Origin of the sequence: Rhizobium esperanzae, from assembly GCF_002204185.1 — a bacterium.
Lineage (GTDB): Bacteria > Pseudomonadota > Alphaproteobacteria > Rhizobiales > Rhizobiaceae > Rhizobium > Rhizobium esperanzae.
The window spans coordinates 124,231-149,845 of the sequence record NZ_MXPU01000017.1 but is presented as its reverse complement, the minus strand read 5'-3'; the positions used below and the strand labels follow the sequence as shown (position 1 = coordinate 149,845).

23 protein-coding genes and 1 tRNA gene are annotated in these 25,615 nt (G+C 61.9%); 9 read left to right on the top strand and 15 right to left on the bottom strand.

Annotated elements, in window-relative coordinates:
- The 3 genes from B5E41_RS23360 to gltB all read right to left on the bottom strand — a co-directional run.
- Positions 1-243 (bottom strand): transposase (locus tag B5E41_RS23360; RefSeq protein ID WP_176439322.1); only part of this gene is annotated, 243 nt, incomplete at its 3' end.
- 105 nt (positions 244-348) lie between these two features.
- Complete coding sequence (locus B5E41_RS23355) at positions 349-1,803, bottom strand: glutamate synthase subunit beta (RefSeq protein ID WP_004677801.1); 1,455 nt, start codon at positions 1,801-1,803, stop codon at positions 349-351.
- Positions 1,804-2,028: 225 nt separating this feature from the next.
- Positions 2,029-6,750, bottom strand: coding sequence for a glutamate synthase large subunit (gene gltB / locus B5E41_RS23350; protein WP_088396245.1), 4,722 nt, complete (start codon positions 6,748-6,750; stop codon positions 2,029-2,031).
- Positions 6,751-7,288: 538 nt separating this feature from the next.
- Between gltB and B5E41_RS23345 the strand changes: the two genes are divergently transcribed.
- The gene (locus B5E41_RS23345; protein WP_088396244.1) at positions 7,289-8,341 is read left to right on the top strand and encodes a threonine aldolase family protein; all 1,053 of its coding nucleotides are present in this window, start codon (positions 7,289-7,291) and stop codon (positions 8,339-8,341) included.
- Between the two features lie 46 nt (positions 8,342-8,387).
- Here B5E41_RS23345 and B5E41_RS23340 read toward each other — a convergent pair whose 3' ends face one another.
- A complete protein-coding gene (locus tag B5E41_RS23340) occupies positions 8,388-9,242 on the bottom strand; it encodes a LysR substrate-binding domain-containing protein (RefSeq protein ID WP_088396243.1) in 855 nt (284 codons plus the stop codon).
- 92 nt (positions 9,243-9,334) lie between these two features.
- On the opposite strand from B5E41_RS23340, the gene B5E41_RS23335 reads away from it, so the two are divergent.
- Positions 9,335-10,339 (top strand): bile acid:sodium symporter family protein, encoded by a 1,005-nt coding sequence (locus B5E41_RS23335; protein WP_088396242.1) that lies wholly within the window; start codon positions 9,335-9,337, stop codon positions 10,337-10,339.
- Between the two features lie 72 nt (positions 10,340-10,411).
- Here B5E41_RS23335 and B5E41_RS23330 read toward each other — a convergent pair whose 3' ends face one another.
- Entirely contained in the window at positions 10,412-10,882 is a 471-nt protein-coding gene (locus tag B5E41_RS23330; protein WP_088396241.1) for an Hsp20 family protein, read from the bottom strand.
- Between the two features lie 400 nt (positions 10,883-11,282).
- Between B5E41_RS23330 and B5E41_RS23325 the strand changes: the two genes are divergently transcribed.
- Complete coding sequence (locus B5E41_RS23325) at positions 11,283-12,257, top strand: alpha/beta fold hydrolase (protein WP_088396240.1); 975 nt, start codon at positions 11,283-11,285, stop codon at positions 12,255-12,257.
- Between the two features lie 70 nt (positions 12,258-12,327).
- On the opposite strand, the gene hisN is transcribed toward B5E41_RS23325, so the two are convergent.
- Together hisN and B5E41_RS23315 are read right to left on the bottom strand one after the other, a co-directional pair.
- Complete coding sequence (gene hisN / locus B5E41_RS23320; RefSeq protein ID WP_088396256.1) at positions 12,328-13,101, bottom strand: histidinol-phosphatase; 774 nt, start codon at positions 13,099-13,101, stop codon at positions 12,328-12,330.
- A 268-nt stretch (positions 13,102-13,369) separates the two neighbouring features.
- Positions 13,370-14,251: an N-formylglutamate amidohydrolase gene (locus tag B5E41_RS23315; protein WP_088396239.1), complete on the bottom strand. Its 882-nt coding sequence runs from the start codon at positions 14,249-14,251 to the stop codon at positions 13,370-13,372.
- Positions 14,252-14,439: 188 nt separating this feature from the next.
- Here B5E41_RS23315 and cpdR1 point away from each other — a divergent pair, with 188 nt between their 5' ends.
- From cpdR1 to B5E41_RS23290, 5 genes are all read left to right on the top strand, one after another.
- Positions 14,440-14,802: a response regulator CpdR1 gene (gene cpdR1 / locus B5E41_RS23310; RefSeq protein WP_003542883.1), complete on the top strand. Its 363-nt coding sequence runs from the start codon at positions 14,440-14,442 to the stop codon at positions 14,800-14,802.
- Between the two features lie 84 nt (positions 14,803-14,886).
- Positions 14,887-14,961 (top strand) — tRNA-Val (locus B5E41_RS23305).
- A gap of 99 nt (positions 14,962-15,060) precedes the next feature.
- Positions 15,061-15,342, top strand: coding sequence for a hypothetical protein (locus B5E41_RS23300; protein WP_245303135.1), 282 nt, complete (start codon positions 15,061-15,063; stop codon positions 15,340-15,342).
- A gap of 656 nt (positions 15,343-15,998) precedes the next feature.
- A complete protein-coding gene (locus tag B5E41_RS23295) occupies positions 15,999-17,042 on the top strand; it encodes a porin (RefSeq protein WP_088396237.1) in 1,044 nt (347 codons plus the stop codon).
- 427 nt (positions 17,043-17,469) lie between these two features.
- A complete protein-coding gene (locus B5E41_RS23290; protein ID WP_088396255.1) occupies positions 17,470-17,964 on the top strand; it encodes a hypothetical protein in 495 nt (164 codons plus the stop codon).
- A gap of 1 nt (position 17,965) precedes the next feature.
- Here B5E41_RS23290 and B5E41_RS23285 read toward each other — a convergent pair whose 3' ends face one another.
- The 3 genes from B5E41_RS23285 to B5E41_RS23275 all read right to left on the bottom strand — a co-directional run bounded on the left by B5E41_RS23285 (position 17,966) and on the right by B5E41_RS23275 (position 19,317).
- Positions 17,966-18,685, bottom strand: coding sequence for a hypothetical protein (locus B5E41_RS23285; RefSeq protein ID WP_088396254.1), 720 nt, complete (start codon positions 18,683-18,685; stop codon positions 17,966-17,968).
- A 160-nt stretch (positions 18,686-18,845) separates the two neighbouring features.
- The gene (locus B5E41_RS23280) at positions 18,846-19,025 is read right to left on the bottom strand and encodes a hypothetical protein (RefSeq protein ID WP_088396253.1); all 180 of its coding nucleotides are present in this window, start codon (positions 19,023-19,025) and stop codon (positions 18,846-18,848) included.
- A gap of 61 nt (positions 19,026-19,086) precedes the next feature.
- Entirely contained in the window at positions 19,087-19,317 is a 231-nt protein-coding gene (locus B5E41_RS23275) for a hypothetical protein (RefSeq protein WP_088396252.1), read from the bottom strand.
- Between the two features lie 346 nt (positions 19,318-19,663).
- Here B5E41_RS23275 and B5E41_RS23270 point away from each other — a divergent pair, with 346 nt between their 5' ends.
- Positions 19,664-20,755: a DUF475 domain-containing protein gene (locus B5E41_RS23270; protein WP_088396236.1), complete on the top strand. Its 1,092-nt coding sequence runs from the start codon at positions 19,664-19,666 to the stop codon at positions 20,753-20,755.
- A 116-nt stretch (positions 20,756-20,871) separates the two neighbouring features.
- Here the strand turns inward: B5E41_RS23270 and B5E41_RS31860 are convergent, their stop codons facing one another.
- The 5 genes from B5E41_RS31860 to B5E41_RS23245 all read right to left on the bottom strand — a co-directional run bounded on the left by B5E41_RS31860 (position 20,872) and on the right by B5E41_RS23245 (position 25,591).
- Positions 20,872-21,042, bottom strand: coding sequence for a hypothetical protein (locus B5E41_RS31860; protein WP_088396235.1), 171 nt, complete (start codon positions 21,040-21,042; stop codon positions 20,872-20,874).
- A 157-nt stretch (positions 21,043-21,199) separates the two neighbouring features.
- Entirely contained in the window at positions 21,200-22,717 is a 1,518-nt protein-coding gene (locus B5E41_RS23260; RefSeq protein WP_088396234.1) for a tripartite tricarboxylate transporter permease, read from the bottom strand.
- A gap of 87 nt (positions 22,718-22,804) precedes the next feature.
- Positions 22,805-23,296: a tripartite tricarboxylate transporter TctB family protein gene (locus tag B5E41_RS23255; RefSeq protein ID WP_088396233.1), complete on the bottom strand. Its 492-nt coding sequence runs from the start codon at positions 23,294-23,296 to the stop codon at positions 22,805-22,807.
- Positions 23,293-24,237, bottom strand: a complete 945-nt coding sequence (locus B5E41_RS23250) for a Bug family tripartite tricarboxylate transporter substrate binding protein (protein ID WP_088396232.1) — start codon at positions 24,235-24,237, stop codon at positions 23,293-23,295. Before B5E41_RS23250 ends, B5E41_RS23255 begins: the two co-directional genes overlap by 4 nt.
- Positions 24,238-24,529: 292 nt before the next feature.
- A complete protein-coding gene (locus tag B5E41_RS23245) occupies positions 24,530-25,591 on the bottom strand; it encodes an ABC transporter substrate-binding protein (protein WP_425350136.1) in 1,062 nt (353 codons plus the stop codon).
- Between the last annotated feature and the right edge of the window lie 24 nt (positions 25,592-25,615).

The window sequence follows — 25,615 nt, the reverse complement described above, 5'->3', positions numbered from 1 at the left end:
GCGCACCAACTGCCGCTCGGAGCGGATGCCGAACAGGTAGCCGATGAACAACGCCTTGAACATCAAGGTTGGATCGAGCGGTGGTCGGCCGTTGTCGGCGCAATACAATCCCGCAACGCGGTCGTGGATGAAGGAGAAGTCAATCACCGCCTCGATCTTGCGAAGCAGGTGATCCTTTGGCACCAGACTATCGAGCGTCACCATCTCGAGAGCTGTCTGTTCAGGGCTGGGTTTCTTCAACATGTCCCAGTGAATCACAAACCCCCAGCTCTCGCCAGGGGTTTGTCAGCAATCTGACTCCGCCGGAAAGGCGGAGTTCGTGTCTTCGTCAGCCTCTATGAGATGGGATCAGTTCGGCAGGACGGTCGAGCCCATCAACGCCTCGTCGATGGCGCGCGCTGCCTGGCGGCCTTCGCGGATCGCCCAGACCACCAGCGACTGGCCGCGGCGCACGTCGCCCGCCGTCCAGAGCTTGTCGACCGAGGTCTTGTAGTCGCGGTCGTTGGCGACGACGTTGGTCGAGCCGCGCTTGTCGGTGTTGAGCGTCAGCTTGCCTTCGAGCTCCTTCAGCACGCTTGTCGTGAACGGGCCGCGGAAACCGATGGCGATGAAGGCGAGATCGGCGCGAATGACGAATTCCGTGCCTGCGACCGGCCGCCGGCGCTCGTCGACCTCGCAGCACTTGACGCCGGTCAGCACGCCGTCTTCGCCGATGAATTCGAGCGTCGCAACCTGGAATTCGCGCACGGCGCCCTCGGCCTGCGAGGAAGACGTGCGCATCTTCGTCGCCCAGAAGGGCCAGACAGCGAGCTTGTCTTCCTTCTCGGGCGGCTGCGGCCGGATGTCGAGCTGGGTGACCTTGACGGCCCCCTGGCGGAAGGCTGTGCCGACACAGTCCGACGCCGTATCGCCGCCGCCGACGACGACGACATGTTTGGCGCCGGCAAGAATTGGATCCGACGGCCAGCCGACGCTGTCAATGTTCTCGCGCCCGACGCGGCGGTTCTGCTGCACCAGATAGGGCATGGCATCATGCACGCCGGCAAGGTCAATGCCCGGAATGCCCGCCTCACGCGGCGTCTCGGAGCCGCCGCAGTAAAGGACGGCGTCGTGATCGGCGAGCAGCTGCTCGACCTTGACGTCGACACCGACATTGACGCCGCAATGAAAGGTGACGCCCTCGCCCTTCATCTGCTCGACGCGGCGATCGATGAAGTTCTTCTCCATCTTGAAGTCCGGAATGCCGTAGCGCAGCAAGCCGCCGGGCTTGGTCTCACGTTCATAGACATGCACCTCGTGACCGGCGCGGCCGAGCTGCTGGGCGGCCGCCATGCCGGCGGGACCCGAACCGATGACGGCGACCTTCTTGCCGGTATGGACGGTGGCCGGCTGCGGCCGGATGAAGCCGAGCTCATAGGCCTTGTCGGCAATCGCCTGCTCGACCGTCTTGATGGCAACCGGCGCATCTTCGAGATTCAAAGTGCAGGCTTCCTCGCAGGGGGCGGGGCAGACGCGGCCGGTGAACTCCGGGAAGTTGTTGGTCGAATGCAGGTTCTGGATCGCTGCTTCCCAGTTGTTGTTGTAGACGAGGTCGTTCCAGTCGGGAATCTGGTTGTGCACAGGGCAGCCGGTGGGGCCGTGGCAATAGGGGATGCCACAGTCCATGCAGCGCGCAGCCTGTTTCTGCACTTCCGGATCCGACATCGGGATCGTGAATTCGCGGAAATGGCGGATACGATCCGACGCCGGCTGGTACTTCGCCACCTGCCGGTCGATTTCCAGAAACCCTGTTACCTTACCCATCTCTTCGTCCCTTACCCTCATGACCGCCTCATCCGCGGCCAAATCTCTGTCGTCAGTCCCGGCAATCCGGGCGGGTTGCTTCTCTTGACCGTCATTGGAACATATCCCCTGAAACTTCCGGGCGATCTCGATGGCCGTCGGCCGTCGGCATGATCGTCACGGATCATCGAGACGTTTCCGATATCCGCCACCCGCAATCAGCACGTGGCGAATATCCCGGTGCAATCACTCCGCGGCGATGCCCATCCGGCTGCGTTCCATTTCCTCGAGCGCACGGCGGTACTCGACCGGCATGACTTTGCGGAACTTCGGACGGTAGTCGGCCCAGTGATCAAGGATCTGCTTGGCGCGGGTGGAGCCCGTATAGTGCAGATGGTTGGAGATCAGCTGGTAGAGGCGCTCCTCGTCATGGCGGGTCATGTCACCCGAGACGTCGACGCGTCCCTTGTGCATGAGATCGCCGCCGTGATGATGCAGCTTCTCCAGCATGTCGTCCTCTTCCGGCACCGGCTCCAGCTCGACCATCGCCATGTTGCAGCGGCTGGCGAAATCGCCGGCTTCATCGAGCACATAGGCAACGCCGCCCGACATGCCCGCCGCAAAGTTGCGGCCGGTGGCGCCGAGCACGACGACGACACCGCCGGTCATATATTCGCAGCCATGGTCGCCCACGCCCTCGACGATGGCGATCGCACCCGAGTTGCGGACGGCGAAACGTTCGCCCGCCACGCCGCGGAAATAGCATTCGCCCTCGGTGGCGCCGTAAAGCACGGTGTTGCCGACGATGATCGAGTCTTCGGCGACGATCTGAGAGTTTTCCGGCGGCCTGATGATGATCTTGCCGCCCGAAAGTCCCTTGCCGACATAGTCGTTGCCGTCGCCGATCAGGTTGAAGGTGACCCCGCGCGCCAGGAAGGCACCGAAGCTCTGGCCTGCCGTGCCGCGAAGCGTCACGTTGATCGTATCTTCCTTTAGCCCGCGATGCCGGTAACGCTTGGCGACCTCGCCGGAGAGCATCGCGCCGGCCGAACGGTCGACGTTCTTGATGTCGACCTCGAAGGCAACGGGCGTCTTGTCCGTCAGCGCCGGCTGCGCCTGCTCGATCAGCACGCGGTCGAGAATGTCATCGATCGGGTGCTGCTGCCGGCTCGTCCAGAAGGTTTCTTCCTTGGCGGCATCGACCTTGTGGAAGATGCGGCTGAAGTCGAGACCCTTGGCCTTCCAATGCGCCAGCATCTCGTCTTTCTCCAGGAGCTCCGAAGCGCCGATGATGTCGTCAAGCCGGGTAAAGCCGAGCGAGGCGAGGATTTCGCGCACTTCGTTGGCAACGAAGAAGAAGTAGTTGATGACATGCTCCGGCGTGCCCTTGAAGCGCTTGCGCAGCACCGGATCCTGTGTCGCCACACCGACCGGACAGGTGTTGAGATGGCACTTGCGCATCATGATGCAGCCGGCGGCAATCAGCGGCGCGGTGGCGAAACCGAACTCGTCGGCGCCGAGGAGCGCTCCAATGATAACGTCGCGGCCGGTCTTGAGGCCGCCGTCCACCTGCAGCGCGACGCGCGAACGCAGGCCGTTCAGCACCAGCGTCTGCTGGGTTTCGGCAAGACCGATTTCCCAGGGGCTGCCGGCATGCTTGAGCGAGGTCAGCGGCGACGCACCCGTGCCGCCGTCGAAGCCGGCGACGGTGATATGGTCGGCGCGCGCCTTCGCGACACCGGCGGCAACCGTGCCGACGCCGACTTCGGAGACGAGCTTGACCGAAACGTCGGAGGTCGGGTTGACGTTCTTCAGGTCGTAGATCAGCTGCGCCAGATCCTCGATCGAATAGATGTCGTGGTGCGGCGGCGGCGAGATCAGGCCGACACCCGGAGTCGAGTGGCGGGTCTTGGCAACGGTCGCGTCAACCTTGTGGCCGGGCAACTGGCCGCCTTCGCCGGGCTTGGCGCCCTGCGCCACCTTGATTTGCAACACGTCGGCATTGACCAGATATTCGGTGGTGACGCCGAAACGGCCCGAGGCGATCTGCTTGATCGCCGAACGCTCCGGGTTCATCGAACCGTCGGAGAGCGGCATGTAGCGGTCGGACTCCTCGCCGCCCTCGCCGGTGTTCGACTTGCCGCCGATCCGGTTCATGGCGATCGCCAGTGTCGTATGCGCCTCACGGGAGATCGAGCCGAAGGACATTGCCCCCGTCGAGAAACGCCTGACGATATCGGCGGCCGGCTCGACCTCGTCGATCGATACCGGCTTGCGGCCGAGCGCCTCGGCGCTCTTGATCTTGAAGAGCCCGCGGATCGTGTTCATGCGTAGCGCCGAATTGTTCACCATCTCGGCGAATTCGCGGTAACGATCCTCGGCATTGCCGCGCACGGCGTGCTGAAGAGCGGCAACCGCATCCGGCGTCCAGGCATGGCTTTCGCCGCGCATCCGGTAGGCGTATTCGCCACCGATATCGAGCGTCGTCGCAAGCAGCGGATCCTTGCCGAAGGCGGCGTTGTGGCGGGCGACGGTCTCTTCGGCGATTGCTTCGAGGCCGATACCTTCGATCATCGTCGCGGTTCCGAAGAAATACTTGTCGACCAGTTCCGACGACAGGCCGATCGCATCGAAGATCTGCGCGCCGCAATAGGACTGATAGGTCGAAATGCCCATCTTCGACATGACCTTGAGAATGCCTTTGCCGACCGCCTTTATGTAACGGTAGACGACTTCCGAGGCATCGACTTCCTTGGGGAACTCGCCCTTGGCATGCATGTCGAGCAGCGTGTCGAAGGCGAGATAGGGGTTGATCGCCTCGGCGCCGTAGCCGGCGAGCAGGCAGAAATGATGCACTTCGCGCGGCTCACCGGTCTCGACGACGAGGCCGACCGAGGTGCGAAGCCCCTTGCGGATCAGATGATGATGGACGGCGGCCGTAGCCAGCAGCGCCGGAATGGCGATGCGGTCGGGTCCGATCTGCCGGTCGGAGAGCACGATGATGTTGTAGCCGCCCTTGACGGCTGCCTCGGCGCGCTCGCAGAGTCGGTCGAGCATTTCGGGCATGCCGGCAGCGCCACGCTCGATATCATAAGTGAAATCGAGCGTCTTGGTGTCGAACCGGTCTTCCGTATGGCCGATCGAGCGGATCTTTTCGAGATCGCCATTGGTCAGGATCGGCTGACGCACTTCGAGGCGCTTGGCATTCGCCATGCCCTCATGGTCAAGAATGTTCGGACGCGGACCGATGAACGAGACGAGGCTCATGACGAGCTCTTCGCGGATCGGATCGATCGGCGGGTTCGTCACCTGCGCGAAGTTCTGCTTGAAATAGGTGTAGAGCAGCTTCGGCTTTTCCGACATCGCCGAGATCGGCGTATCGGTGCCCATCGAACCGATCGCTTCCTGACCGGTCGTCGCCATCGGCGACATCAGGATCTTGGTGTCCTCGGTCGTGTAGCCAAAGGCCTGCTGGCGATCGAGCAACGATACGTCGCGGCGCAGCGCCCGCGGCTCCACCGGCTTCAGCTCTTCGAGGATGAGCTGGGTGCGGTCGAGCCAGCTGCGATAGGGATGCGCCGTCGCAAGCTGCGACTTCACCTCGTCATCGGAGATGATACGGCCTTCCTCCATGTCGATCAGCAGCATCTTGCCCGGCTGCAGGCGCCACTTCTGGATGATCTTTTCTTCCGGAACCGGCAGCACGCCGGCCTCAGACGCCATAATGACGCGATCGTCGTCGGTGACGAGGTAGCGCGCCGGCCTGAGGCCGTTGCGGTCGAGCGTCGCGCCGATCTGCCTGCCGTCGGTGAAGGCGACCGCAGCCGGCCCGTCCCACGGCTCCATCAGTGCGGCATGATATTCGTAGAAGGCCTTGCGTTCGGCCGCCATCGACTGGTTGCCGGCCCAGGCTTCCGGGATCAGCATCATCACGGCATGCGCCAGCGAGTAGCCGCCGCGCACCAGGAATTCCAGCGCATTGTCGAAACAGGCCGTGTCCGACTGCCCCTCGTAGGAAATCGGCCAGAGCTTGGAGATGTCCTCGCCGAACAGCGGCGAAGAGACCGAGGCCTGCCGCGCCGCCATCCAGTTGACGTTGCCGCGCAGCGTGTTGATCTCGCCGTTATGGGCGACCATGCGATAGGGGTGCGCGAGTTTCCACGACGGGAAGGTGTTGGTCGAGAAACGTTGATGCACGAGGGCGACCGCGCTTTCGAAACGCGGGTCCGACAGGTCCTTATAATAGGCGCCGACCTGATAGGCCAGGAACATGCCCTTGTAGACCACCGTCGTCGACGACAGGGAAACGGGGTAGAAATTGCTCTCCTCGCCCTCGAACTCGTCATAGATACGGTTGGAAATCACCTTTCGCAGGGTGAACAGCCGTCGCTCGAATTCGTCGTTGTTCTCGGCATCCTCGCCGGCGCCGATGAAGACCTGCACGTGATGCGGCTCGGTCGCGGCAATATCAGGCGCCTTGGAGAGCGAGGAATTGTCGACCGGCACGTCGCGGAAACCGATGAAGACCTGACCTTCTTCGACGATGACGTCCTTGATTACCTTCTTGAAGTGCTCGATCTGCTTTTCGTCGCGCGGCATGAAGATATGGCCGACGCCATATTCGCCGGCAGGCGGCAGGGTGATCCCCTGCCCGGCCATCTCCTCACGGAAGAAGCGGTCGGGAATCTGCACGAGGATGCCGGCGCCGTCACCCATCAGCGGATCGGCGCCGACGGCGCCGCGATGCGTCAGGTTCTCAAGAATGAACAAGCCGTCCTTGACGATCTGGTGCGACTTCTCGCCCTTCATATGCGCGACAAAGCCGACGCCGCAGGCATCATGCTCGTTGCGGGGATCGTAGAGGCCCTGTTTCTTCGGCAGGCCGGAGGCGGATTTGGACATATTGGCCGTCGCGCGCGTGTCAGCAGCGGCAAACCGGTCAAATTCCATGGATGGCGTCATCGTCATCGTCTTTCCTCCTGTCGAAACCCGCGGGCCGCGGGCGGCTTTTCGTCATGCGCCGCAACCCGAAGATAGGGTCGGCGCATGACAGCGCTGTTGCATTGTGAAGATCGCCGCAGACATCTGCTTCTAGGGATAGCAAACCGTCGCGTTCCGCGCCTGCCATTCGCCTCCGTGCGCCGCCGTCCTAGGGCTTGGCGCTCGGAAGAACTATAGCGTGAAAGCCCGCCTGTTCCAGGGCTTTCGGCGCCTCTTCGGCCGCAATGGCCAAAATAGGACAGCAACACTGTCCTAATTCACCTGCTCTATGCCAGAAAGCATTTGGCTTCGCAAGAGCGCCGCGCCAAAAATCGTCATTTTGCGAAGGAAGATTACCAAATCAGTCGCAATCACGAAATAAAATTACGCCAGAGCGGGACATTTTATTTATTGATTGCGCAGTTCAATTTTCGTGATGGATTATCGGCATTAGCCTTGATCCCGTAAAGGATTGACGTAATGTCCGCTGCGAACCTCCCCAACCTGTTTCGCTCCGGTCTACGCTATGTTCTTTGCATCCGACAATTGGGCCGGCGCCCATCGATCCATTGCCGAACGCCTGCTGGCGGAATCGGCCGGTTTTGCTCCGGCCTATGGCGCCGGCGATCTCGATAAAAAGGTCGAGGCCCGCTTCTGCGAGATCTTCGAACGGGAGGTTTCCGTTTTCTTCGTCGCCACCGGCACGGCCGCCAACTCCCTGGCGCTGGCGAGCGTCCAGCGCCCCGGCGGGATCACCTTCTGCCATTCGGAAGCCCATGTGATCGAAGATGAATGCGGCGCGCCGGAATTCTTCTCCGGCGCCGCTCGCCTCATGGCCGTTGACGGCGAAGCCGGCAAGATCGATCCGGCCAGGCTTTCGGCAAAAATCGCCCACTTCCCCGAGGACGCCCTCCGTCATGGCCGCGCCAACGCTGTGACCATCACCCAGTCGACCGAGATCGGCACCGTCTATTCACTGCCGGAGATCGGCGAGATCGCCGCCATATCGAGAAAGCGCAATCTGCCGCTCCACATGGATGGCGCCCGCTTCACAAATGCGCTGATCGCACTCGATACCACCCCGGCGGAGATGACCTGGAAGCGCGGCGTCGACATGCTGTCCTTCGGCGGCACCAAGAACGGCTGCTGGTGCGCGGAGGCGATCATCTTTTTCGATCCGGAGCGGGCGCGCGAAATGCCCTTCATCCGCAAGCGCGCCGCCCAGCTCTTCTCCAAGTCGCGTTTCATCGCCGCCCAGTTCGACGCCTATTTCGAAAATGGCCTCTGGCTCGATCTCGCCCGCCATTCGAACGCCATGGCAGACCGGCTGCGCGCCGGTATTGCCGCCAGTAGCGCCGGGCGCCTCGCCTGGAGGACCGCGACCAACGAGGTCTTTGCGGTCATCAGCAAGAGTGCTGCAAGAACCGCAGAGGAAAAGGGCGCGAAATTCTACGAATGGCCGGTGCCTGCGGCAACGTCGGAACTCGTTTCCGAAAGTGAAACCCTGATCCGCCTCGTCACCAGCTTCGCGACGACAGTGGCCGACGTGGATGGTTTCCTGAGGTGCCTGACCGCCTGATCGCCGACCGGAAGGATTTCCAGCCGGCTCCTCCGTGACGGCGATGTCATGCCGACCTCAGCCCCCTCACCTTTTGCAGAATATCATCGGAGAGTGCCGAGACCAGCGCCTGATCCGCACCCTTGCGCGGCACCAATACGAATTCCACATCCTCGAGCACCGGCAATTTTCCCGCAGCAATTTCTTTCAGTCCGGAGGGAGCCATACTGCGCGGCTGCACCAGCACCCCCATTCCGGCCCGCGCCGCCGCCGTCAGTCCGCTCAGGCTGCCGCAAGTGCAGACGATCCGCCACGGCACCCCATTGCTCCCAAGTGTTTCCAGGGCGATCGCCCGCGTCACGCTCGGCGGTGGAAAAGCGATCAGTGGCAATGGGCCGGAGGCGAGCACTCGCTCAGGATCGCGCGCCAGCCAGACGAGCGGCTCGCGGTAGACCAGTTTCCCCCGCGCATCGCCAAGACGGCGCTTGGCGAGCACCAGATCGATTTCGCCATTGTCCTGCATCTCATAAAGCATGCCTGAAAGCGCCACCGTCAGTTCCAGGTCGACGGATGGATGCGAGCGAACGAAATCCTCCAGCACCGCCGGCAGCTGGCTGGTGACGAAATCCTCCGACACGCCGAGCCGGAGGCTGCCGCGCAGGCTGTTGCTCTTGAACAGCGCCTGCACTTGCCCCTCGATCGAAAGCATGGCGCGCGCATGCGAAAGCAGCGCCTCGCCGTCACCGGTGAGCATCACCTTGTGCGTGTCGCGCGCGAGCAGCTTGCGTCCGAGCGCCGCCTCCAGCCGCTGAATATGCTGGCTGACCGTCGATTGCCCGAGGCCCAGCCTTTCCGCGGCAAGCGTGAAGCTACCCATCTGTTCGACGGCGACGAAACTGCGCAACTGCGAGAGGTCCAGCATAGAAAATCCAGTATCTCGATAACTGTTATTTCTTGCATCCTGGATCATAATGGAGGACAGAACAATGGTTGCCTTATTGCTGCGAGACCGTCATGCGCCGCTTTCTGCCAGATACGTTCACGATCCTGCTCGTCTGCACCGTCATCCTCGCCTCCCTGTTTCCGGCGAGCGGCAGTTTTGCGGATTATTTCGGCATCGCCACCGATATTGCCATCGCGGCTTTGTTTTTCCTGCACGGCGCGCGCCTTTCCCGTGACGTCGTCATTGCTGGTCTGCTGCACTGGCGGCTGCATCTGATCATCCTGCTGACGACCTTCGGCATCTTCCCGCTGCTCGGGCTCGGGCTCGGCTTCATCCCCGAAGCGATCCTGCCACGGCCGCTTTATCTCGGCATTCTCTTCCTCTGCGTGCTGCCGTCGACGGTGCAGTCGTCGATCGCCTTCACCTCGATGGCCGGCGGCAACGTGCCCGCCGCGATCTGCTCGGCCTCGGCCTCGAACATTTTCGGCATGTTCCTGACGCCACTGCTGGTCGGTCTGCTCTTTTCCGTCGGCGGCCATGGCGGCTTCTCCTTCGACGCGCTTCAGCAGATCCTGCTGCAGCTGCTTGCCCCCTTTATCGTTGGCCAGATCCTGCAGCCCTGGATCGGCGACTGGATTCGCGCCAAGAAGAAGATTCTGATGCCGGTCGACCGCGGTTCGATCCTGATGGTGGTCTATCTCGCCTTCTCGACGGCGATCGTCGAAGGACTGTGGCACACTTTCTCGATTGCCGACATTGCCGTTGTCGTCGTCGCCGACGTCGTGCTTCTGGCGTTTGTGCTTGTTTTGACGATGTTCGGCAGCCGCTGGCTGGCCTTCGACAAGTCTGACGAGATCACCATCACCTTCTGCGGCTCGAAGAAGAGCCTGGCAAGCGGCGTGCCGATGGCAAACGTCATCTTCGCCGGTCAATCGATTGGTGCGATCGTGCTTCCCCTGATGCTCTTCCACCAGATTCAGCTGATGGTCTGCGCCGTCATCGCCCAGAAATATGCCGCAGCGGCAGCCCGGCGCGTAACGGAACAGCAGATGAAGGATGCCGCCAGCCCGGCCTGAACAATAAGATGAACGGCAATAAAAAACGGCGCCCCGGCCGGAGCGCCGTCCATTGTCCCTGAGGAACAGCTGTTAATCGTTGATGACCTGCGCCTCGATCGCCTTCGGAGCCTCGACCGGCTCGGCGGCAATCGTGATCTTGCGGGGCTTCATAGCCTCGGGAATGTTGCGCAGAAGATCGATGTGAAGCAGGCCATTCTTCAGCGAAGCGGCTGACACCTCGACGTGATCGGCAAGCTGGAAGCGGCGCTCGAAGGCGCGCTTGGCAATGCCGCGATAGAGGAATTCGCCGCCTTCAGCAGTTTCCTCGTTCTTTTCACCCTTCACGGCCAACACATGGGCATGAGCTTCGATCGAAAGCTCGGTCTCGTCGAAACCGGCGACCGCCATGGTGATGCGATAGGTATTTTCACCGGTGCGCTCGATATTATAGGGCGGATAGGTCTGCGCCTGCTCCGGCTGAGCAAGGCTGTCGAGCATGGTGAAGAGCCGGTCGAAACCGACCGTCGAACGATAAAGGGGAGAGAAGTCTACGTGACGCATGATGTCCTCCTAGGGAAGCGACGTGTTGCGATAAAATGCCCTTGAAACCCCATCTTGGCGGTCTCGGGACGGTTGCGCGGGCCCTTTTGGCACCCGCAGGATGGAGATGGTGATGCGATTCGGGGAGTTCAAGACCTTTTCGAAATCCCCTCGACCGGCCGTGAACCGCGCGTGAACGACCGGTTCGGTAGGCGTTCAGACATGCCTGCGTAGAAATGACGATGTCGGGTGACACTGGCCCCGATGGCTGAAGTGCATCGTCCCTTCTTCTTCAGTCTAAACTTGGGCCGGCCGCGAGCGCCCTCACGCTCCCGCCGGCCCTTTTTCCCCCGCTTTCCAAGCCGGGCGCCATGCGCTATCCCTGATAGGGAAGCATTCAGCAGCGGCGCATTGGCAAGTCATGGATCAGGTTCTCTATTCGACGCCCGACAATCCTGCCCCGGAAAACCGCACCGAAGGGTTCTTCGAAACCCATGACGGCCACCGGCTGCGTTACGCCGTTTTCCGTTCTGGCGCCCAGGTCGCCAAGGGCACGGTCGTCGTCATCCATGGCCGCAACGAATATATCGAAAAATATTTCGAGACGATCCGCGACCTGACAAGCAAGGGCCTCTGGGTCGCGACCTTCGACCTGCGTGGTCAGGGCGGTTCGTCGCGGCTCCTGAAGCGCCGCAATCACGGCCATATCCGCCGCTTTTCCGATTACGAGCGCGACCTCGACACCTTCCTCGAAAAGATAGTGCTGCCGGACACCCGACTGCCCTTCTACCTGCTCGGTCATTCCACCGGCGGACTGATCGCGCTGTCGGCCGCCCCCTATCTCACCACCCGCATCGACCGCATGGTGCTATCGGCTCCCTTCATCGGTCTGACCGGCCAGTCGGCCTCGCCCCGCGTCATCCGCACCCTCGCCGGCGCGCTGACGGCCGCCGGCCTCGGCTTCATGCCGCTGACCTCGAAGCTGAAGGAGCCGGATTTCCGCGACAATCCGTTGACCTCGGACGAAACCCGCTTCGAGCGCAATGTTGCGATGATGAAGGCCCATCCGGAACTGACGCTCGGGCCGCCGACGGCCCGCTGGCTGAGCGAAGCCTTCCGGACCATGGACCGGGTCACCTCGCCCAACCACCTCTTCTCGATCACCATCCCGACCATCGTCATCGCCCCGACACGTGACGGCGTCGTGCCCTACACGGCACAGGAGCGGCTCTCGCGTTATTTCCGCGCCGGCCAGCTGGTGCCGATCAACGGCGCCCGCCATGAGATCTTCCAGGAACGGGATATCTATCGTGCCGCGGCGCTGGCGGCCTTCCACGCCTTCATTCCCGGCAGTGATGCCGAGGAAAACCATGATGTCGCTGCCCTCGGCACCTGAGCCGGATCAACCGAGCCGCCAGCAAAATCGGCCTTGCCGACCCGGGGCATCGGCTTTGCCGAGCCCGGGTTCAGCGCTGCAGGATGGCGATTGCCTGCTCGTAGACCGGGCGGCTGCCGGCGGCGATGATCGAGCCGCCGTTTTCAGGGCGTCCGCCGTCCCAGGTGGTGATGATGCCGCCCGCCCCCTCGATGACGGGAATGATGCCGCCGACGTCATAGGGTTTCAGTCCGTTTTCGATGACGAGATCGATATGGCCGGCGGCAAGCAGCGCATAGGCATAGCAGTCGCATCCATAGCGGAAGAGCCGCACCTGACCCTCGATCTCGCGGTATTTCTCCATCTCCCCGCCGGCGAAGAGATGTGGCGAGGTCGTGAACAGAATGGCGCTCGAAAGCGCCTCGCACTGGCGGGTCACCAGCCGCCTTTCACCCTCCGGGCCGGTATAAATCGAGCCGTTCTCGTCGGCGAAATAACGTTCGCCGGTAAAGGGCTGCTCGATCATGCCCATGATCGCCCGGCCTTCCCTATGCAGACCGATCAGCGTTCCCCAAACCGGCACGCCCGATATGAAGGCGCGCGTGCCGTCGATCGGATCGATCACCCAGACATAGTCCCGGTCGAGCCCGACATCGCCGTGCTCCTCGCCGAGAATGCCGTGGTCGGGGAAATTCTCCTCGATCAGCGCCCGGATGGCGAGCTCGGCCGCCCGATCGCCTTCCGTCACCGGATCGAAGCCGGAAGAAAGTTTGTTCGTGACGTCGAGGCCGGATCGGAAGCGGGGCAGCGTCTCGGCGCGGGCGACCTCCGCCAGACGATTGAAGAATGAACGGTCAGGAAGCATGGTGACACCGTTTGGCTGGCGGGAACGGGCTTTCATAGCGAAAACGAGCGGGAATGCAAACGACGCGGGCAACTTCAGGCGAATTGCCCAAAGATATCGCAGTGCAATATATTGCTTGACATTTGTGCAACGCAATAGTAGCGTCGTCATTACAGTCTTCTGACTGTAAATACCCTCCTTGGGTGTTTCCTCCCTAGACTTAGCCGCGCTGACAAGCGCGGTTTTTTTTGGCCTGGGGAGGCAAGCGGAGAATCGGGAAATTGCAGATTTACTCGGCGGCCAGCGCCCGATCGCCGGCGAATTTTTCGACATAATCTGCCATCTGCCTCATGAAGGCCGCGACCGCGTCGGCCACCGCGGCGAAATCCTCGCGCTTCTCCAGCGTCACCTCGTCGACGTAGATCGCCCGGTTCACTTCGATCTGCAGCGCGTGCAGACCGCGCGAGGGACGGCCGTAATGCTCGGTGATGAAGCCGCCGGCATAAGGCTTGTTACGGATCGCCGCGAAGCCCATTTCCTCGAGGATGGCGATGGCGGCGCGCGAAAGTTCGGCCGAAGCGCTGGTGCCGTAGCGATCGCCGATGATGAAATCGGGCCGCTCGGTGCAACCCGCGACCCGCACATTGCCGGGCATCGAGTGGCAGTCGATCAGAACGCCGAAGCCGAACTGCACATGAGTGCGGGCAATCAGCCGGCGCAGCGCCGCATGATAAGGTTTGTAGACCGCCTCAACCCGATCGAGCCCCTCCTGCACCGGCAGCCGCCGTGCGTAGATCTCCATGTTCTCGGCAACTATGCGCGGAATGGTGCCGAGCCCGCCGGCGACCCTCAGCGAATTGATGTTGGCATAGGGCGGCAGCAGCCCGTCGAACATCCTGGGATCGAGCTCGTAGGGCTCACGATTGACGTCAAGATAGGCCCGCGGAAAATTGGCGGCGAGCAGTGGCGCGCCCAGTTCGACCGCCGAGCCGAACAGCTCGTCGACGTAATGGTCCTCCGAACGGCGGATCGCTATGCCTTCCAGCCTCGATTGGGCGATGAATTCCGGTGGATAAATTCGGCCGCTATGGGGAGAGTTGTAGACGAAGGGAATGGTCTGCGACACGGGCTCATGGACCTCAAAAAGCTCGTATTCGCGGATTTCCGGCACTTTCGGCCCTCTTTACCATGTCATGAACTGACTGCTTCGTTCATGTTGCCAGTTGCCCGCCCTCAAGTCCATACTATGTAGAAGGGATGACCATCACGCACAGGCAATTCACCGGTTGTTTACCGGGCAAAGACTAGTGTAGACGGCTGGCAGCCCACCCAAAACCTATTGATTAGCGGTCTGGATTGATGACTCAGAAGATACTTCTCGCCGAAGACGACAATGATATGCGCCGTTTCCTGGTGAAAGCGCTCGAAAAGGCCGGCTACAAGGTCCTTTCTTACGACAATGGCGCCAGCGCCTACGACCGGCTGCGCGAGGAGCCGTTTTCCCTCCTGCTGACCGATATCGTCATGCCCGAAATGGATGGCATCGAGCTGGCGCGCCGCGCCACCGAACTCGATCCCGATCTGAAGGTCATGTTCATCACCGGTTTTGCCGCCGTCGCACTGAACCCCGATTCGAAGGCGCCGAAGGATGCCAAGGTCCTTTCCAAGCCTTTCCACCTGCGCGACCTCGTCGACGAGGTCAATAAAATGCTTGCCGCGTAAGGCTTGTCGGGCGGCGCGTCACAAAACTGAAAAAAGCCTATTGACGGCTCTGAAGGTTTTGTGATCTATGCGCCGCCATCGGATGGGCGTGTAGCTCAGCGGGAGAGCACTACGTTGACATCGTAGGGGTCACAGGTTCAATCCCTGTCACGCCCACCATCCTAATTCGCTGAAAAGCAAAGGCCTTTCGAGAAATCGAGAGGCCTTTTTACATGGTGGCCCGCAGGTTCGATAAACCTGCCAATAGGAGTTCTCAGCGTGGCGCAGGTCATTAAACGACGCAAAACTCTCGTGGTGTCCAGCGACAAGATTTCGCTGGCAAAAGGTGTCAGCCTTCCCCAGGGACGCTACCCCGTCACTGCCGAATATGTCGTATCTCACCTGCGAGGCAGGCCGGTCGAGCAGGCTGGCCGGGTGATGCTCCATCTGACGCGGCAAAACCTCCTGGACTACGGCGTTGATCTGACCGGCAGCGCGATGCTGGGCAGCGACATCGATGTGAGCGGCAATGTGGCGCGCAAGGAAGCTATTCTGGAGTGATTTGCAGGGTATGGATGGTTGACCACTGTCCTTGCCCCACAGGGATGCACCTCCTGAGAGTGGCCAAGCCAAATTCGGTCACAAAACCATGTGAATTTTTGCCGATCCGGCGTATGGGGCATTCGCCTCTCGCAAACGGGTTGGATCAAGGGCAGGAATTAAATCTCGACCGGCAGCGCCGCAGTTTTTCTGCCCTCGCCTCGCCGGCTTCCACGGCACCTGCGACCACGAAGGGCTGCACGAACGAACCTGCAAGCCGTCCCCCCACTTCCATCTTCACCGGCAGCAACCGGTGAAAAAGTCATGCAGATGGCGGCCGCAGCTTACCCGCATATAAGGATATGCTCACGCCAGCATCAATTGCATGCCCTCACCGGCGGCTCAGCCCCTCGTTGCCGAACCGGCCGGAACCTCATTTTTGTGACGAACAGATGACGAGTTTGTGACAAAACGCGTGCTATTTCAGCAACATAGCAGCGCCGGCCTGCTGTCATGATCGATATCGTTATTGCGGCGCAACATCCCCCATGTAACTACCGCGGCGAGGCAGGCACCTGGTCAAAAAGGTGCCGCTTCGCTCACACGGGTTGAAGACACGTAGGGACTGCCGATGGCAACGGTCTTCAGCCTCTCGCATCTGAACTGGAGGTTATTCCATGAACATCAAGAGCCTTCTTCTCGGCTCCGCTGCTGCTCTCGCAGCAGTATCCGGCGCTCGGGCGGCTGACGCAATCGTTGCTGCCGAGCCGGAACCGGTTGAATACGTCCGCGTCTGCGACGCTTACGGCACCGGCTACTTCTATATTCCGGGCACCGAAACCTGCCTCAAGATCAACGGCTACATCCGTTTCCAGGTTGACGTTGCCCCGAACGCCAGCTCGATTGGCGCCGGCGGCGGCGGTTCTGTTGCCAACGACTCGGACTGGGACGCCCGCACGCGCGGCCAGGTTCAGTTCACCGCCAAGAGCGACACCGAATACGGTCCGCTGACCGGCGTTATCGTCATGCAGTTCAATGCTGACAACGCTTCGGCCCAGAAGGCCCAGCTCGACTCCGCGTACCTCGACATCGCAGGCTTCCGCGCTGGTCTGTTCTACAGCTGGTGGGACGATGGCCTCTCGGGCGAAACCGACGATATCGGTTCTCCGGTCACGCTGCATAACTCGCTGCGTTATCAGTACGAAACCGACGCTTTCTACGCTGGCATCAGCGTTGACGAACTGGAAGACAGCCCGTTCTACAACGGCGAAACCGCCAACAACGTCGGCGTTGCTGTTGGTCTTGGCGGCAAGGCCGGTGCCTTCAGCTACCAGATCACGGCTGGTTACGATACCGACAACGAAGAAGGCGCCGTCCGCGCCATGGGTACGGTTGCCGTCGGCCCGGGCACGCTCGGCCTCGCAGTCGTCTATGCATCCAACCCGAACGCCTACTACAACAAGGCTGAATGGGCGATCGCTGCTGAATACGCCATCAAGGCGACTGACAAGCTGAAGATCACCCCGGCTGTTCAGTACTACAACAACTACGGCGTCACGGCTGGCGAGTTCAACGACGATGTTGACGCCTGGAAGGCCGGCGTGACGATCGACTACCAGATCGTCGACAACCTCTCGGCAAAGGTTTCGGTTCAGTATCTCGATCCGGACAATGCTGAAGACGTAACCTCGGGCTACTTCCGCCTGCAGCGCGCGTTCTAATCAAGGCTGCCGGCCAGACCGGCAGCTATAAATTCCTGATCCGACTGACCTCCGATCGGGAAAGAATGGGCCTGGACTTCCCTGCCTGGGCCCATTCCCCTTGACCAGACATGCGTCCAAGACGGCAGGCGCTCGACCAGCGCCGCCATTGGAGCGCCGTGCGTCCTACCGGACGCACGTTGGACACTCTAACAGTACAATCTCGCACGTCACATCACTACCTTGCCGATGTCCGGCAAATTATGCCCGTTGCCGGCTTTTTGCGGCAAGCCCAACCGATGTTCGCCTCGCCCTTCGGCGGGCCGGCCCGGCGGCCGGCGGAATCTTTATGCTGGACGGAACCAAATTTCGGACACAGAGCAATGCCATGGCGAATCGAAAGTGAAGCGGTGATTCGCCTCGCCAGGACATGGGACTTGAGATCGAAATGAAGTTATCCGCGCTTGTTGCCGCCGGCTTTGTTGCCGCCGTCCTCGCCTTGCCGGCCTCCGCCGCGCCGGCCTCCCCGCCTGAGACATTTCCCGGCGCTCCTGGCGTCATTACGCTTTCCGGCAAATGCGCCAGACTGGTCGTCGCCAAGTTCGACGCCACCAAGGGCTGCAAAAACGAGCTTGCCAGCGTCACGCTGGCCAACGGTTCGGTGACCTTCATCTTCACTTCAGATGGAAAGGCGCTCGGCTTCCAGGGCGACGGCAGCGGCATCAAGCCAGCCTCCAACGGCAATGCTCGCCTGCCGTTGAGCCTCGTCACCACGGGCGTCGGCAACAAGATGACCGGCCAGGTCAAGGTCGCCGGCTTTTGCACCTTCGGCAATCCCTACGCCGGCGAGCCGATCGCGATCGAATGCACCGCCGAAAGCAAGGACTCCTCCTTCACCGGCAGCTTCCGCACCGGCGGCAAGCTGGTGAAAAAAGGAAAATAGCTCAGGCGGCGCACCACGCGCCGCCGCCCCCCGGCTGGCGCGCCAGCCCTTCCTTGATCAGTTGCACGCCAAAAGAGCGCCCGTCGCGCGAAACGATCCGCGGCGCGCCTGAGGACTCGGTCTTTCCGGCCGCATCGATGGTGAAGGGGCCGGCGTTCAGAAGCGCCAGCAGGCGCAGCTTCGCGGCAAAGGCCACCCTGCGTTCGTCATCACAGCGCGCCTGGTCGGCCACCGGGCTTGCCATATCGGCAATGATGATCTTTTCGCCCTTGTACCAGAAGACGCCGCCGTCGCCGACGCAATTGATGTGCGCGCCCTGCCCGCAATAGCCGAAGGCGCCCGTCGCCGTCTGCTGAGCCCCGGGAGAGGCCGGGGCCGGCACTGCCTTGACCGGCTGGATAGGCGTCGGGATTGCCGCCGGCGGCAGCGGCTGCGCCTGCAGCGTCGGCTGTGCGGCTCTCGGCGTCGGTGCGGCAAGCGCCACCTGCTTCGGCGGCACATCCTTCCTGCCGACTGGTCTCGGCTCCGCCATTTCCCGTGCGATCGGCGCCGACTGCCGTTCAAGCATAGGCTGAAGGCTCTTCCAATTGTCGTGAGCGACGATACCGCCGATCGCTGCAACGCCGATCACCGCCCAGGGCAGCAATCCGCCGCTGCTGCGCGCTCTGCTCTTTCCTCTCGCCGGCGCCTTGCGGCGGCCGCGTGTCGCTGTCTTGGCCATCTGTCCGAATCCCGTGAGGCCGGGATTATCGCTGGCCAATCCTTTCCGAAAGGTTGGCGTCAGCCGTTATCTTTGACGGCGTGTTGATTGGCACAAAGGCTGATAGACGGCGAAACGCACGGCATTGCCGGGCGCCTATCTCTGCAAAACTGTCTTCCGCTTATTCAGGATTGACGGCCGAAGGCTCGTTTTTCCCGGCCGATGCCGCGCCGCTGATGGGCGAACCGACCGGCTGTTTGCGTTTGCCGATCTCGATGCGCTTGTCGGCCCCCTCGCGGATGGCCTGCCATTCATTTTCGTGCCGAATAACAATATCTCGGGGCACAAAGTTCATTGTCATATGTTTCTCACCCTGTTTCGAATCGACCATCAGCACGCCGAAGCGGCCTCCGGAATAGCCGTTATTTCTTGGTTTTCGCATGGCCTTTGATGTCGGGACCACCCTTGGAGAGGTCCCCACCACTCACATGTGCCGGCACGTGAATGTCGTGGTAGACGCCAGGGGTCAACGTCAGGTCGACGTGATGCGGCGGCAGCACCTGTGCCTTCTGCATGCGGTTTGGCTTTGCCCGCTTCATGCGGTCGGATGCCTCTGTACGTTTGTCGGGAATATGGGTCGAAGTGTGCATCATCGGCATCCTTTTCAGCTCAACCAGGGTTTAACGAGCGGGGGGACGGATGGTTCCCGAAATTATGCGGTTTTCCGTGGGGCGTTTGGCCTTGACTGGTTTGGGAAGTAGATTACCTAAGGCCTATCCCGCAGCCTTCCAGACATCGGCTACGGGGAACATTGGTGCCGGGCCCCTCTGGCGAGAGTTTTTACGGCGCTCTCGTGATGTCGGTACCGCCTGCAACTCAGCCGGCGGATTTTTCATCGATGAAAAAGCTCACCATGCCTCGTCAGCATGCCCGTTGTGGCATGCCGCGTTTTTCCACTAATTCTACCCTCTCCAGCAAGCCTTGCTGCGAGGTGCGGCCATGAACCAGTCCCAGACCGATAAATCCTCGCTCGGCTATTTCCGTTGGGCCTTTATCGTCACGGCTCTCGGCCTAGTTCTCGGCGCCGTGCTTGGTTGGCAGACGACCGGCACGATCGGCGGCATGGCGACCGTCTTCTTCATCTGTGCCGTGCTTGCGGTGCTGGAGATCTCGCTCTCCTTCGACAATGCCATCGTCAACGCCAACAAGCTGAAGGAGATGACGCCGGTCTGGCAGAAACGATTCCTCACCTGGGGCATCGTCATTGCCGTCTTTGGCATGCGCATCGTCTTCCCGCTGGCGATCGTCGCGATCGCGGCACGGATCGGCCCCTGGGATGCGCTGGTGCTGGCCGCCCGTGAACCCGAGGAATATGCCCGCATTATGAACGATGCGCATCTGCCGATCGCAGCCTTCGGCGGCACGTTCCTGATGATGGTCGGCCTCAGCTATTTCTTCGACCATGAGAAGAAGATCCATTGGCTTCGCGGCCTGGAAAAGGTGATGGCGCGCTCGGCCACCATCAGGGGCATCGAGATCGCCTTCGTGCTGGCGCTGATGCTTGTCTTCTCCTGGCTGATCGGCGGGGAGGAAGCCAGCGTCTTCGTCCATTGCGCCATCTACGGCCTGCTCACCTTCCTCGCGGTCGAAGTCGTCGGCGAGTTGCTCGATGCGTCGCAGCAGACGATGAGCGCTGCCGCCAAGGGCGGCCTCGGCGCCTTCATCTATCTGGAGGTGCTGGATGCAAGCTTCTCCTTCGACGGCGTCATCGGCGCCTTCGCCTTGACGCAGAATCTCTTCGTCATCGCGATCGGCCTCGGCATCGGCGCCATGTACGTGCGCTCGATGACCATCATGCTGGTGGAGAAGGGAACGCTTGCCGAATACCGCTATCTCGAACATGGCGCCTTCTACGCCATCCTGATCCTCGCGGTGATCATGTATGCGCAAACCCTGGTGCACATTCCCGAAGTGATCACCGGCCTCGGCGGCGCGGCTCTGATCGGCCTGTCACTCTGGTCGTCGATCCGCCACAACAAGCGGGAGCGGGCGGAAGATCACGCCGACCGGCGGGAAGAACTGCACGCTTGACGTGGCAGACAATTGAAGGTCGCGACGCGCCTCAGCGTTGCGGCCATTGCTCAGACAAGATAAAGCCCGCGACCATCCGGTTGCGGGCTGTTTCATTCCTGCATGGCTTGAACGGCTTAGCGGATGACCCGACCGAAGGAGGCCGGGTCGATGCCAAGCTCCTTGAGGTCGCGGGCGCGCGGACGGCGGCCAGCTTCGACAGCAGCGCTGACGGCATTGGCAGCGCTCAGCGCAGCAAATGCGCGGCCCAGGAAGCCGGTCTGGACTGAATTGCGGATGGCGGACATTGTCCTGTTCCTCTTGCTCTATGAGTGACCACTCGTAGATGGCAGTGCGCGCGCGCATCGACAATGCAGGGAAAATCACCGCAGCCATGCAAAAAGAAGAGGCCGGCGCATGTTTCCATGGCCGGCCTCCAGGCAGGGGTAAGGTTGTCTTTTTCTTTTAATCTTCGTTTGCCGCCAGTTGCGACAGCACCTGGCCCCGACCGCGGATGCGCAGGATCAGCGGGATCAGGAAAGCGGCCGCCGCAACGATGAGCAGGCCTGCCGCGATCGGCGACATCACCAGCGTCGTCACATCGCCCTGGCTGATTGCCAGCGCGCGGCGCAGCTGCTGCTCGGCCAGCGGCCCGAGGATAAGGCCGACGACAGCAGGGGCGATCGGATAGCCGAATAGCCGCATCACATAGCCGAGCAGACCGAAGGCCAGCAGCATGCCGAGCTCGAACACGGAAGGATTGGCGCCGATCGTTCCGAGCGTTGCAAACAGCAGGATGCCGGCATAGAGCCACGGCTTCGGAATGGTCAGCAGCCGCACCCAGAGCCCGATCATCGGCAGGTTCAAGACGAGCAGCATTGCATTGGCGATGAGCAGGCTGGCGATCAGCCCCCAGACGAGCTGCGGATTGGTGGCAAACAGGAGCGGCCCCGGCTGCAATCCGTATTGCTGGAAGCCGGCGAGCATGATTGCCGCCGTCGCCGTTGTCGGCAGGCCGAGGGTCAGGAGGGGCACCAGCGTGCCGGCGGCGGACGCATTGTTCGCCGCCTCCGGTCCGGCCACGCCTTCGATCGCGCCATGGCCGAACTCTTCCGGGTTCTTCGCCAGCCGCTTTTCGGTCGAGTAGGACAGGAACGTGCCGATTTCAGCGCCGCCCGCCGGCATCGCGCCGATCGGGAAGCCGATCAGCGTGCCGCGAAGCCAGGGCTTCCACGAACGTGACCAGTCCTGCGCGTTCATCCAGAGCGAACCCTTGACCGCCTCTACCTGCTCCGCGGACCGGTTGCCCTGCGCTGCGATATAGAGCGTCTCGCCGATAGCGAACATCGCCACGGCAAGCGTCGTCACCTCGACGCCGTCGAGCAGGTCGGGAATGCCGAAGGAAAGCCTCGCCTGCCCCGTCTGCTGGTCGATGCCGACCATGGCAAGCGCGAAACCGATGAACAGCGCGGTCAGGCCTCGCAGCGCCGAATCCCCGAAGGCGGAGGAGACGGTAACGAAGGCGAGCACCATCAGCGCGAAATATTCACGCGGCCCGAAGACCAGCGCCAGCTTAACGATATAGGGCGCGATGAAGGCGAGCCCGAGCGTTGCGATGAGCCCGGCGACGAAGGAGCCGATCGCCGCCGTCGCCAGCGCCGGTCCGCCGCGCCCGGCGCGCGCCATCTTGTTGCCCTCGAGCGCGGTGACGATCGAGGCGCTTTCACCTGGCGTATTGAGCAGGATCGACGTCGTCGAACCGCCATACATGCCGCCGTAATAGATGCCGGCGAACATGATCAGCGAGCCGCCCGGATCGAGCTTGTAGGTGGCCGGCAACAGCAGCGCCACGGTGAGCGCCGGGCCAATGCCGGGCAAGACGCCGACGGCAGTGCCGAGCGTCACGCCGACCAGCGCATAAACCAGGTTCATCGGCTGCATCGCAACCAGGATACCCTGCCATAGGAATTCGAATGTGCTCATCTTGGTGTCCCAGGCGGCGCTTCCGTCCGTGCCTTCGCAATCGGTCGCCGCGAAAAATCAAAAGAGCTGACAGCGCGTCCCGCGCGGTCAGAAGAACAGATGTTCGAGCGGGCCGGCCGGCAGCGTCAGCTGTAGGAGCTGCGAGAAGATCGCCCAGACGACGAAGCTGAAAACGATGCCGATCGGCAGCGAGATCCAGAGCCTGCGTTTGCCGAAGCCGCGTGCGGTCAGCGCAAACAGGATACCGGTCGCAATCGAGAAGCCGGCAACGCGCAGAAGCAGCATTTGACAGACAAGACCGGCGACGATCCAGATGACGGGCGCCACTTCTTGCTTGTCCCGCTCCGGGAACTCGCCGCGCCAGGCCTCGGCGACGGTCCAGACGCCAAGACAGAAAAGCCCGAACGCCACCACCTCCGGCACGGTTGCCGGACCGATGCGGGCATACTGTGCAATCGTTTTCAGATGCGTTGCATCCCAGGCCATCACACCCGCGATGACGAAGAGGAAAACGGCAATGATGAACGCCGCCCGATCAGGGCGGCGCTCGGTTGCCGAGGAGGTGTTATCCTCGCTCATTGAACAAGTCCGATCTCTTTAAGAATGCCCTCGGTGGCGGAGACGTCCTTTTCGAGCTGCGCCTTGAAGGCATCGCCGGACAGATAGGTGTCGGCCCAGCCCTTGGTCTTCAGGGTCTCCTGCCAGGTGGCGGAGCTGTGCAGCTTCTCGAAATCGGCGGTGATCTTGGCGACCTCGTCGTCCGACAGGCCGGGGGCTGCGGCGACCATGCGCCAGTTCTGGATGCTGACGTCTGTGCCGGCTTCCTTCAGCGTCGGGGCATCGACGCCGTCGATACGCTTGTCGCTGGAGACGGCGAGGAGACGGAGCATGCCTGCCTTTACCTGCGATTCGAACTCGCTGTAGCTCGAAATGCCTGCTGTGACCTGGTTGCCGAGAATGGCGGCCAGCGCTTCACCGCCGCCGGAGAAGGCGACATAGTTGATCTTCGTCGGGTCGACGCCGGAAGCCTTGGCGATCAGGCCTGCGGTGATGTGGTCTGTGCCGCCGGCCGAGCCGCCGCCCCAGGAAACCGAACCCGGATCCTTCTTCAGCGCCGCGACCAGATCGGCCATCGTCTTGATATCGGACGAGGCGGGAACGACAACGGCCTCATATTCGCCGGTCAGACGGGCGATCGGCGTAACGTCCTTCAGCGTCACCGGCGACTTGTTGGTGAGGATGGCGCCGACCATGACGTAGCCGCCGACGATCAGCGAATTCGGATTGCCGGCAGCCTGGCTGGCAAACTGCGCAAGGCCGATGGTGCCGCCGGCGCCGGGAACGTTCTGGACCTGCACGTTGCCGGCGATCTTCTCCTGCTGCAGCGCAGCCTGCAGCGAACGGGCCGTCTGGTCCCACCCGCCGCCGGGAGCGGCCGGCGCGATGATGGTGTAGTCGGCCGCATAGGCCGGCAGCGCGATGGCGGCTGCGAGAATGGTTGCGATGAACGTGTGCTTCACGATGTGTCCTCCGTGGGCGGCTGAGCGAACCGCCTGTTATTCTCAAGTGAATCGGGAGGGTGGCCGGCCAGCGGACGCAGTTGTCCTGAATGACGAGCGGAATGCCTCCCAAGGCTTCAATTCTCCGCCTCCACGGAGAAGAAGTAGCCAAAGCCACCACAACAACCTGTCATCTAGCTGACATCGGCAAGATATCCAGAAGGAGAAGCCACTTTTTTGCCGTAATTGGGCCAGCAGCCCGCCGAGGTGTAACAGATATTGAGGTCATGAAGCGGCCGAAAGCTGGCCTTCTTCACTGCGCCCGCAGAACCTCGTTCCAATGGGCGATCAGCCGCGCACGCTTTACCTGGTCGAGATAGACCATCAGCCCGGGACTGACCGGCACCGGTCGGAGTTGGGCGCCGAGCAGTTCCTGCAGCGTATTGGCAGTGTTTTCCCCCGCCACCTCCGGGCTGACGGCTGGGATCTGCAGCTCGCGCGCCATGATTGTCTGGCCCACCTTCGACATGAAAAAGGCAAGGTAGCGGCGCCCGAGTTCCGGCTCGGCCGCAGCCTGCGGCACCAGCCCGATCCGCGACATCACCACCGTATAGTCCTTCGGCAGCACGATGCCGACATCGGGGTGCCGCGAAGCCCAGTCAGCGGCGTAGGAACCGAGAATATTATAGCCGAGCACGAAGCGTCCGTCGGCCACGCGTTCGAGGATCGCCGAGCTCGTCGAGTAAAGTTTGACGCCGGCCGCGCCCATCGCGCCGATCACCGACCAAATGTCGCCGAATTGCTCCTGGTCGCGCGCCATGAAGAGAAAGCCGACACCGGAGCGCTCGATATCGTAAGTGCTGATCCGGCCATAGACCGCATTGCCCTTACGCTTCAGATAGTCGACGAGTTCCGCCCGCGAGCTCGGCACCGGCTCGTGCGCGAAGCTCGGCTTGTGATAGACGAACACCGCCGGTTCGAAGGTCAGCGCATAGGCGGTATTGCGCCAATTCGCCCATTTCGGCCAGGCAGCACTCATCGGCAGATTGCTGACCTGCGCATAGCCGTCGTTGGAAAGCTTCACCTGCAGGTCCATCGCCGAGGAAAAGGCAAAATCCGCCGTTTTGCCGCCGGCATCCGTTTCCCTGACGATCCGGTCGTAGATGTCACCGGTCAGCATATCCTCATATCTGACCGCGACATCAGGATTGGCCTCCTGGAACCCCCGGATCATCGGCTGTGCCAAGGGCTCGTCGAGCGAAGAATAGACCGTCAGCACCGGTGCGGCTGTATTGCCCGACTTCGCCGGATAGAAGGCTTGGTCGGCGAGCACGCAACCCGTGCCAGCAGCAAGACGAAAATTCTCCTCATGCAGCAACAATGCCTGAGCATGCCGGGA

What these genes read in the sequence shown, in the direction of transcription:
- B5E41_RS23355 (WP_004677801.1), bottom strand. Translation starts at nt 1,803, where the DNA reads ATGGGTAAGGTAACAGGGTTTCTGGAAATCGACCGGCAGGTGGCGAAG.
- gltB (WP_088396245.1), bottom strand. Translation starts at nt 6,750, where the DNA reads ATGACGATGACGCCATCCATGGAATTTGACCGGTTTGCCGCTGCTGAC.
- B5E41_RS23345 (WP_088396244.1), top strand. Translation starts at nt 7,289, where the DNA reads ATGTTCTTTGCATCCGACAATTGGGCCGGCGCCCATCGATCCATTGCC.
- B5E41_RS23340 (WP_088396243.1), bottom strand. Translation starts at nt 9,242, where the DNA reads ATGCTGGACCTCTCGCAGTTGCGCAGTTTCGTCGCCGTCGAACAGATG.
- B5E41_RS23335 (WP_088396242.1), top strand. Translation starts at nt 9,335, where the DNA reads ATGCGCCGCTTTCTGCCAGATACGTTCACGATCCTGCTCGTCTGCACC.
- B5E41_RS23330 (WP_088396241.1), bottom strand. Translation starts at nt 10,882, where the DNA reads ATGCGTCACGTAGACTTCTCTCCCCTTTATCGTTCGACGGTCGGTTTC.
- B5E41_RS23325 (WP_088396240.1), top strand. Translation starts at nt 11,283, where the DNA reads ATGGATCAGGTTCTCTATTCGACGCCCGACAATCCTGCCCCGGAAAAC.
- hisN (WP_088396256.1), bottom strand. Translation starts at nt 13,101, where the DNA reads ATGCTTCCTGACCGTTCATTCTTCAATCGTCTGGCGGAGGTCGCCCGC.
- cpdR1 (WP_003542883.1), top strand. Translation starts at nt 14,440, where the DNA reads ATGACTCAGAAGATACTTCTCGCCGAAGACGACAATGATATGCGCCGT.
- B5E41_RS23295 (WP_088396237.1), top strand. Translation starts at nt 15,999, where the DNA reads ATGAACATCAAGAGCCTTCTTCTCGGCTCCGCTGCTGCTCTCGCAGCA.
- B5E41_RS23290 (WP_088396255.1), top strand. Translation starts at nt 17,470, where the DNA reads ATGAAGTTATCCGCGCTTGTTGCCGCCGGCTTTGTTGCCGCCGTCCTC.
- B5E41_RS23285 (WP_088396254.1), bottom strand. Translation starts at nt 18,685, where the DNA reads ATGGCCAAGACAGCGACACGCGGCCGCCGCAAGGCGCCGGCGAGAGGA.
- B5E41_RS23280 (WP_088396253.1), bottom strand. Translation starts at nt 19,025, where the DNA reads ATGACAATGAACTTTGTGCCCCGAGATATTGTTATTCGGCACGAAAAT.
- B5E41_RS23275 (WP_088396252.1), bottom strand. Translation starts at nt 19,317, where the DNA reads ATGATGCACACTTCGACCCATATTCCCGACAAACGTACAGAGGCATCC.
- B5E41_RS23270 (WP_088396236.1), top strand. Translation starts at nt 19,664, where the DNA reads ATGAACCAGTCCCAGACCGATAAATCCTCGCTCGGCTATTTCCGTTGG.
- B5E41_RS31860 (WP_088396235.1), bottom strand. Translation starts at nt 21,042, where the DNA reads ATGTCCGCCATCCGCAATTCAGTCCAGACCGGCTTCCTGGGCCGCGCA.
- B5E41_RS23260 (WP_088396234.1), bottom strand. Translation starts at nt 22,717, where the DNA reads ATGAGCACATTCGAATTCCTATGGCAGGGTATCCTGGTTGCGATGCAG.
- B5E41_RS23255 (WP_088396233.1), bottom strand. Translation starts at nt 23,296, where the DNA reads ATGAGCGAGGATAACACCTCCTCGGCAACCGAGCGCCGCCCTGATCGG.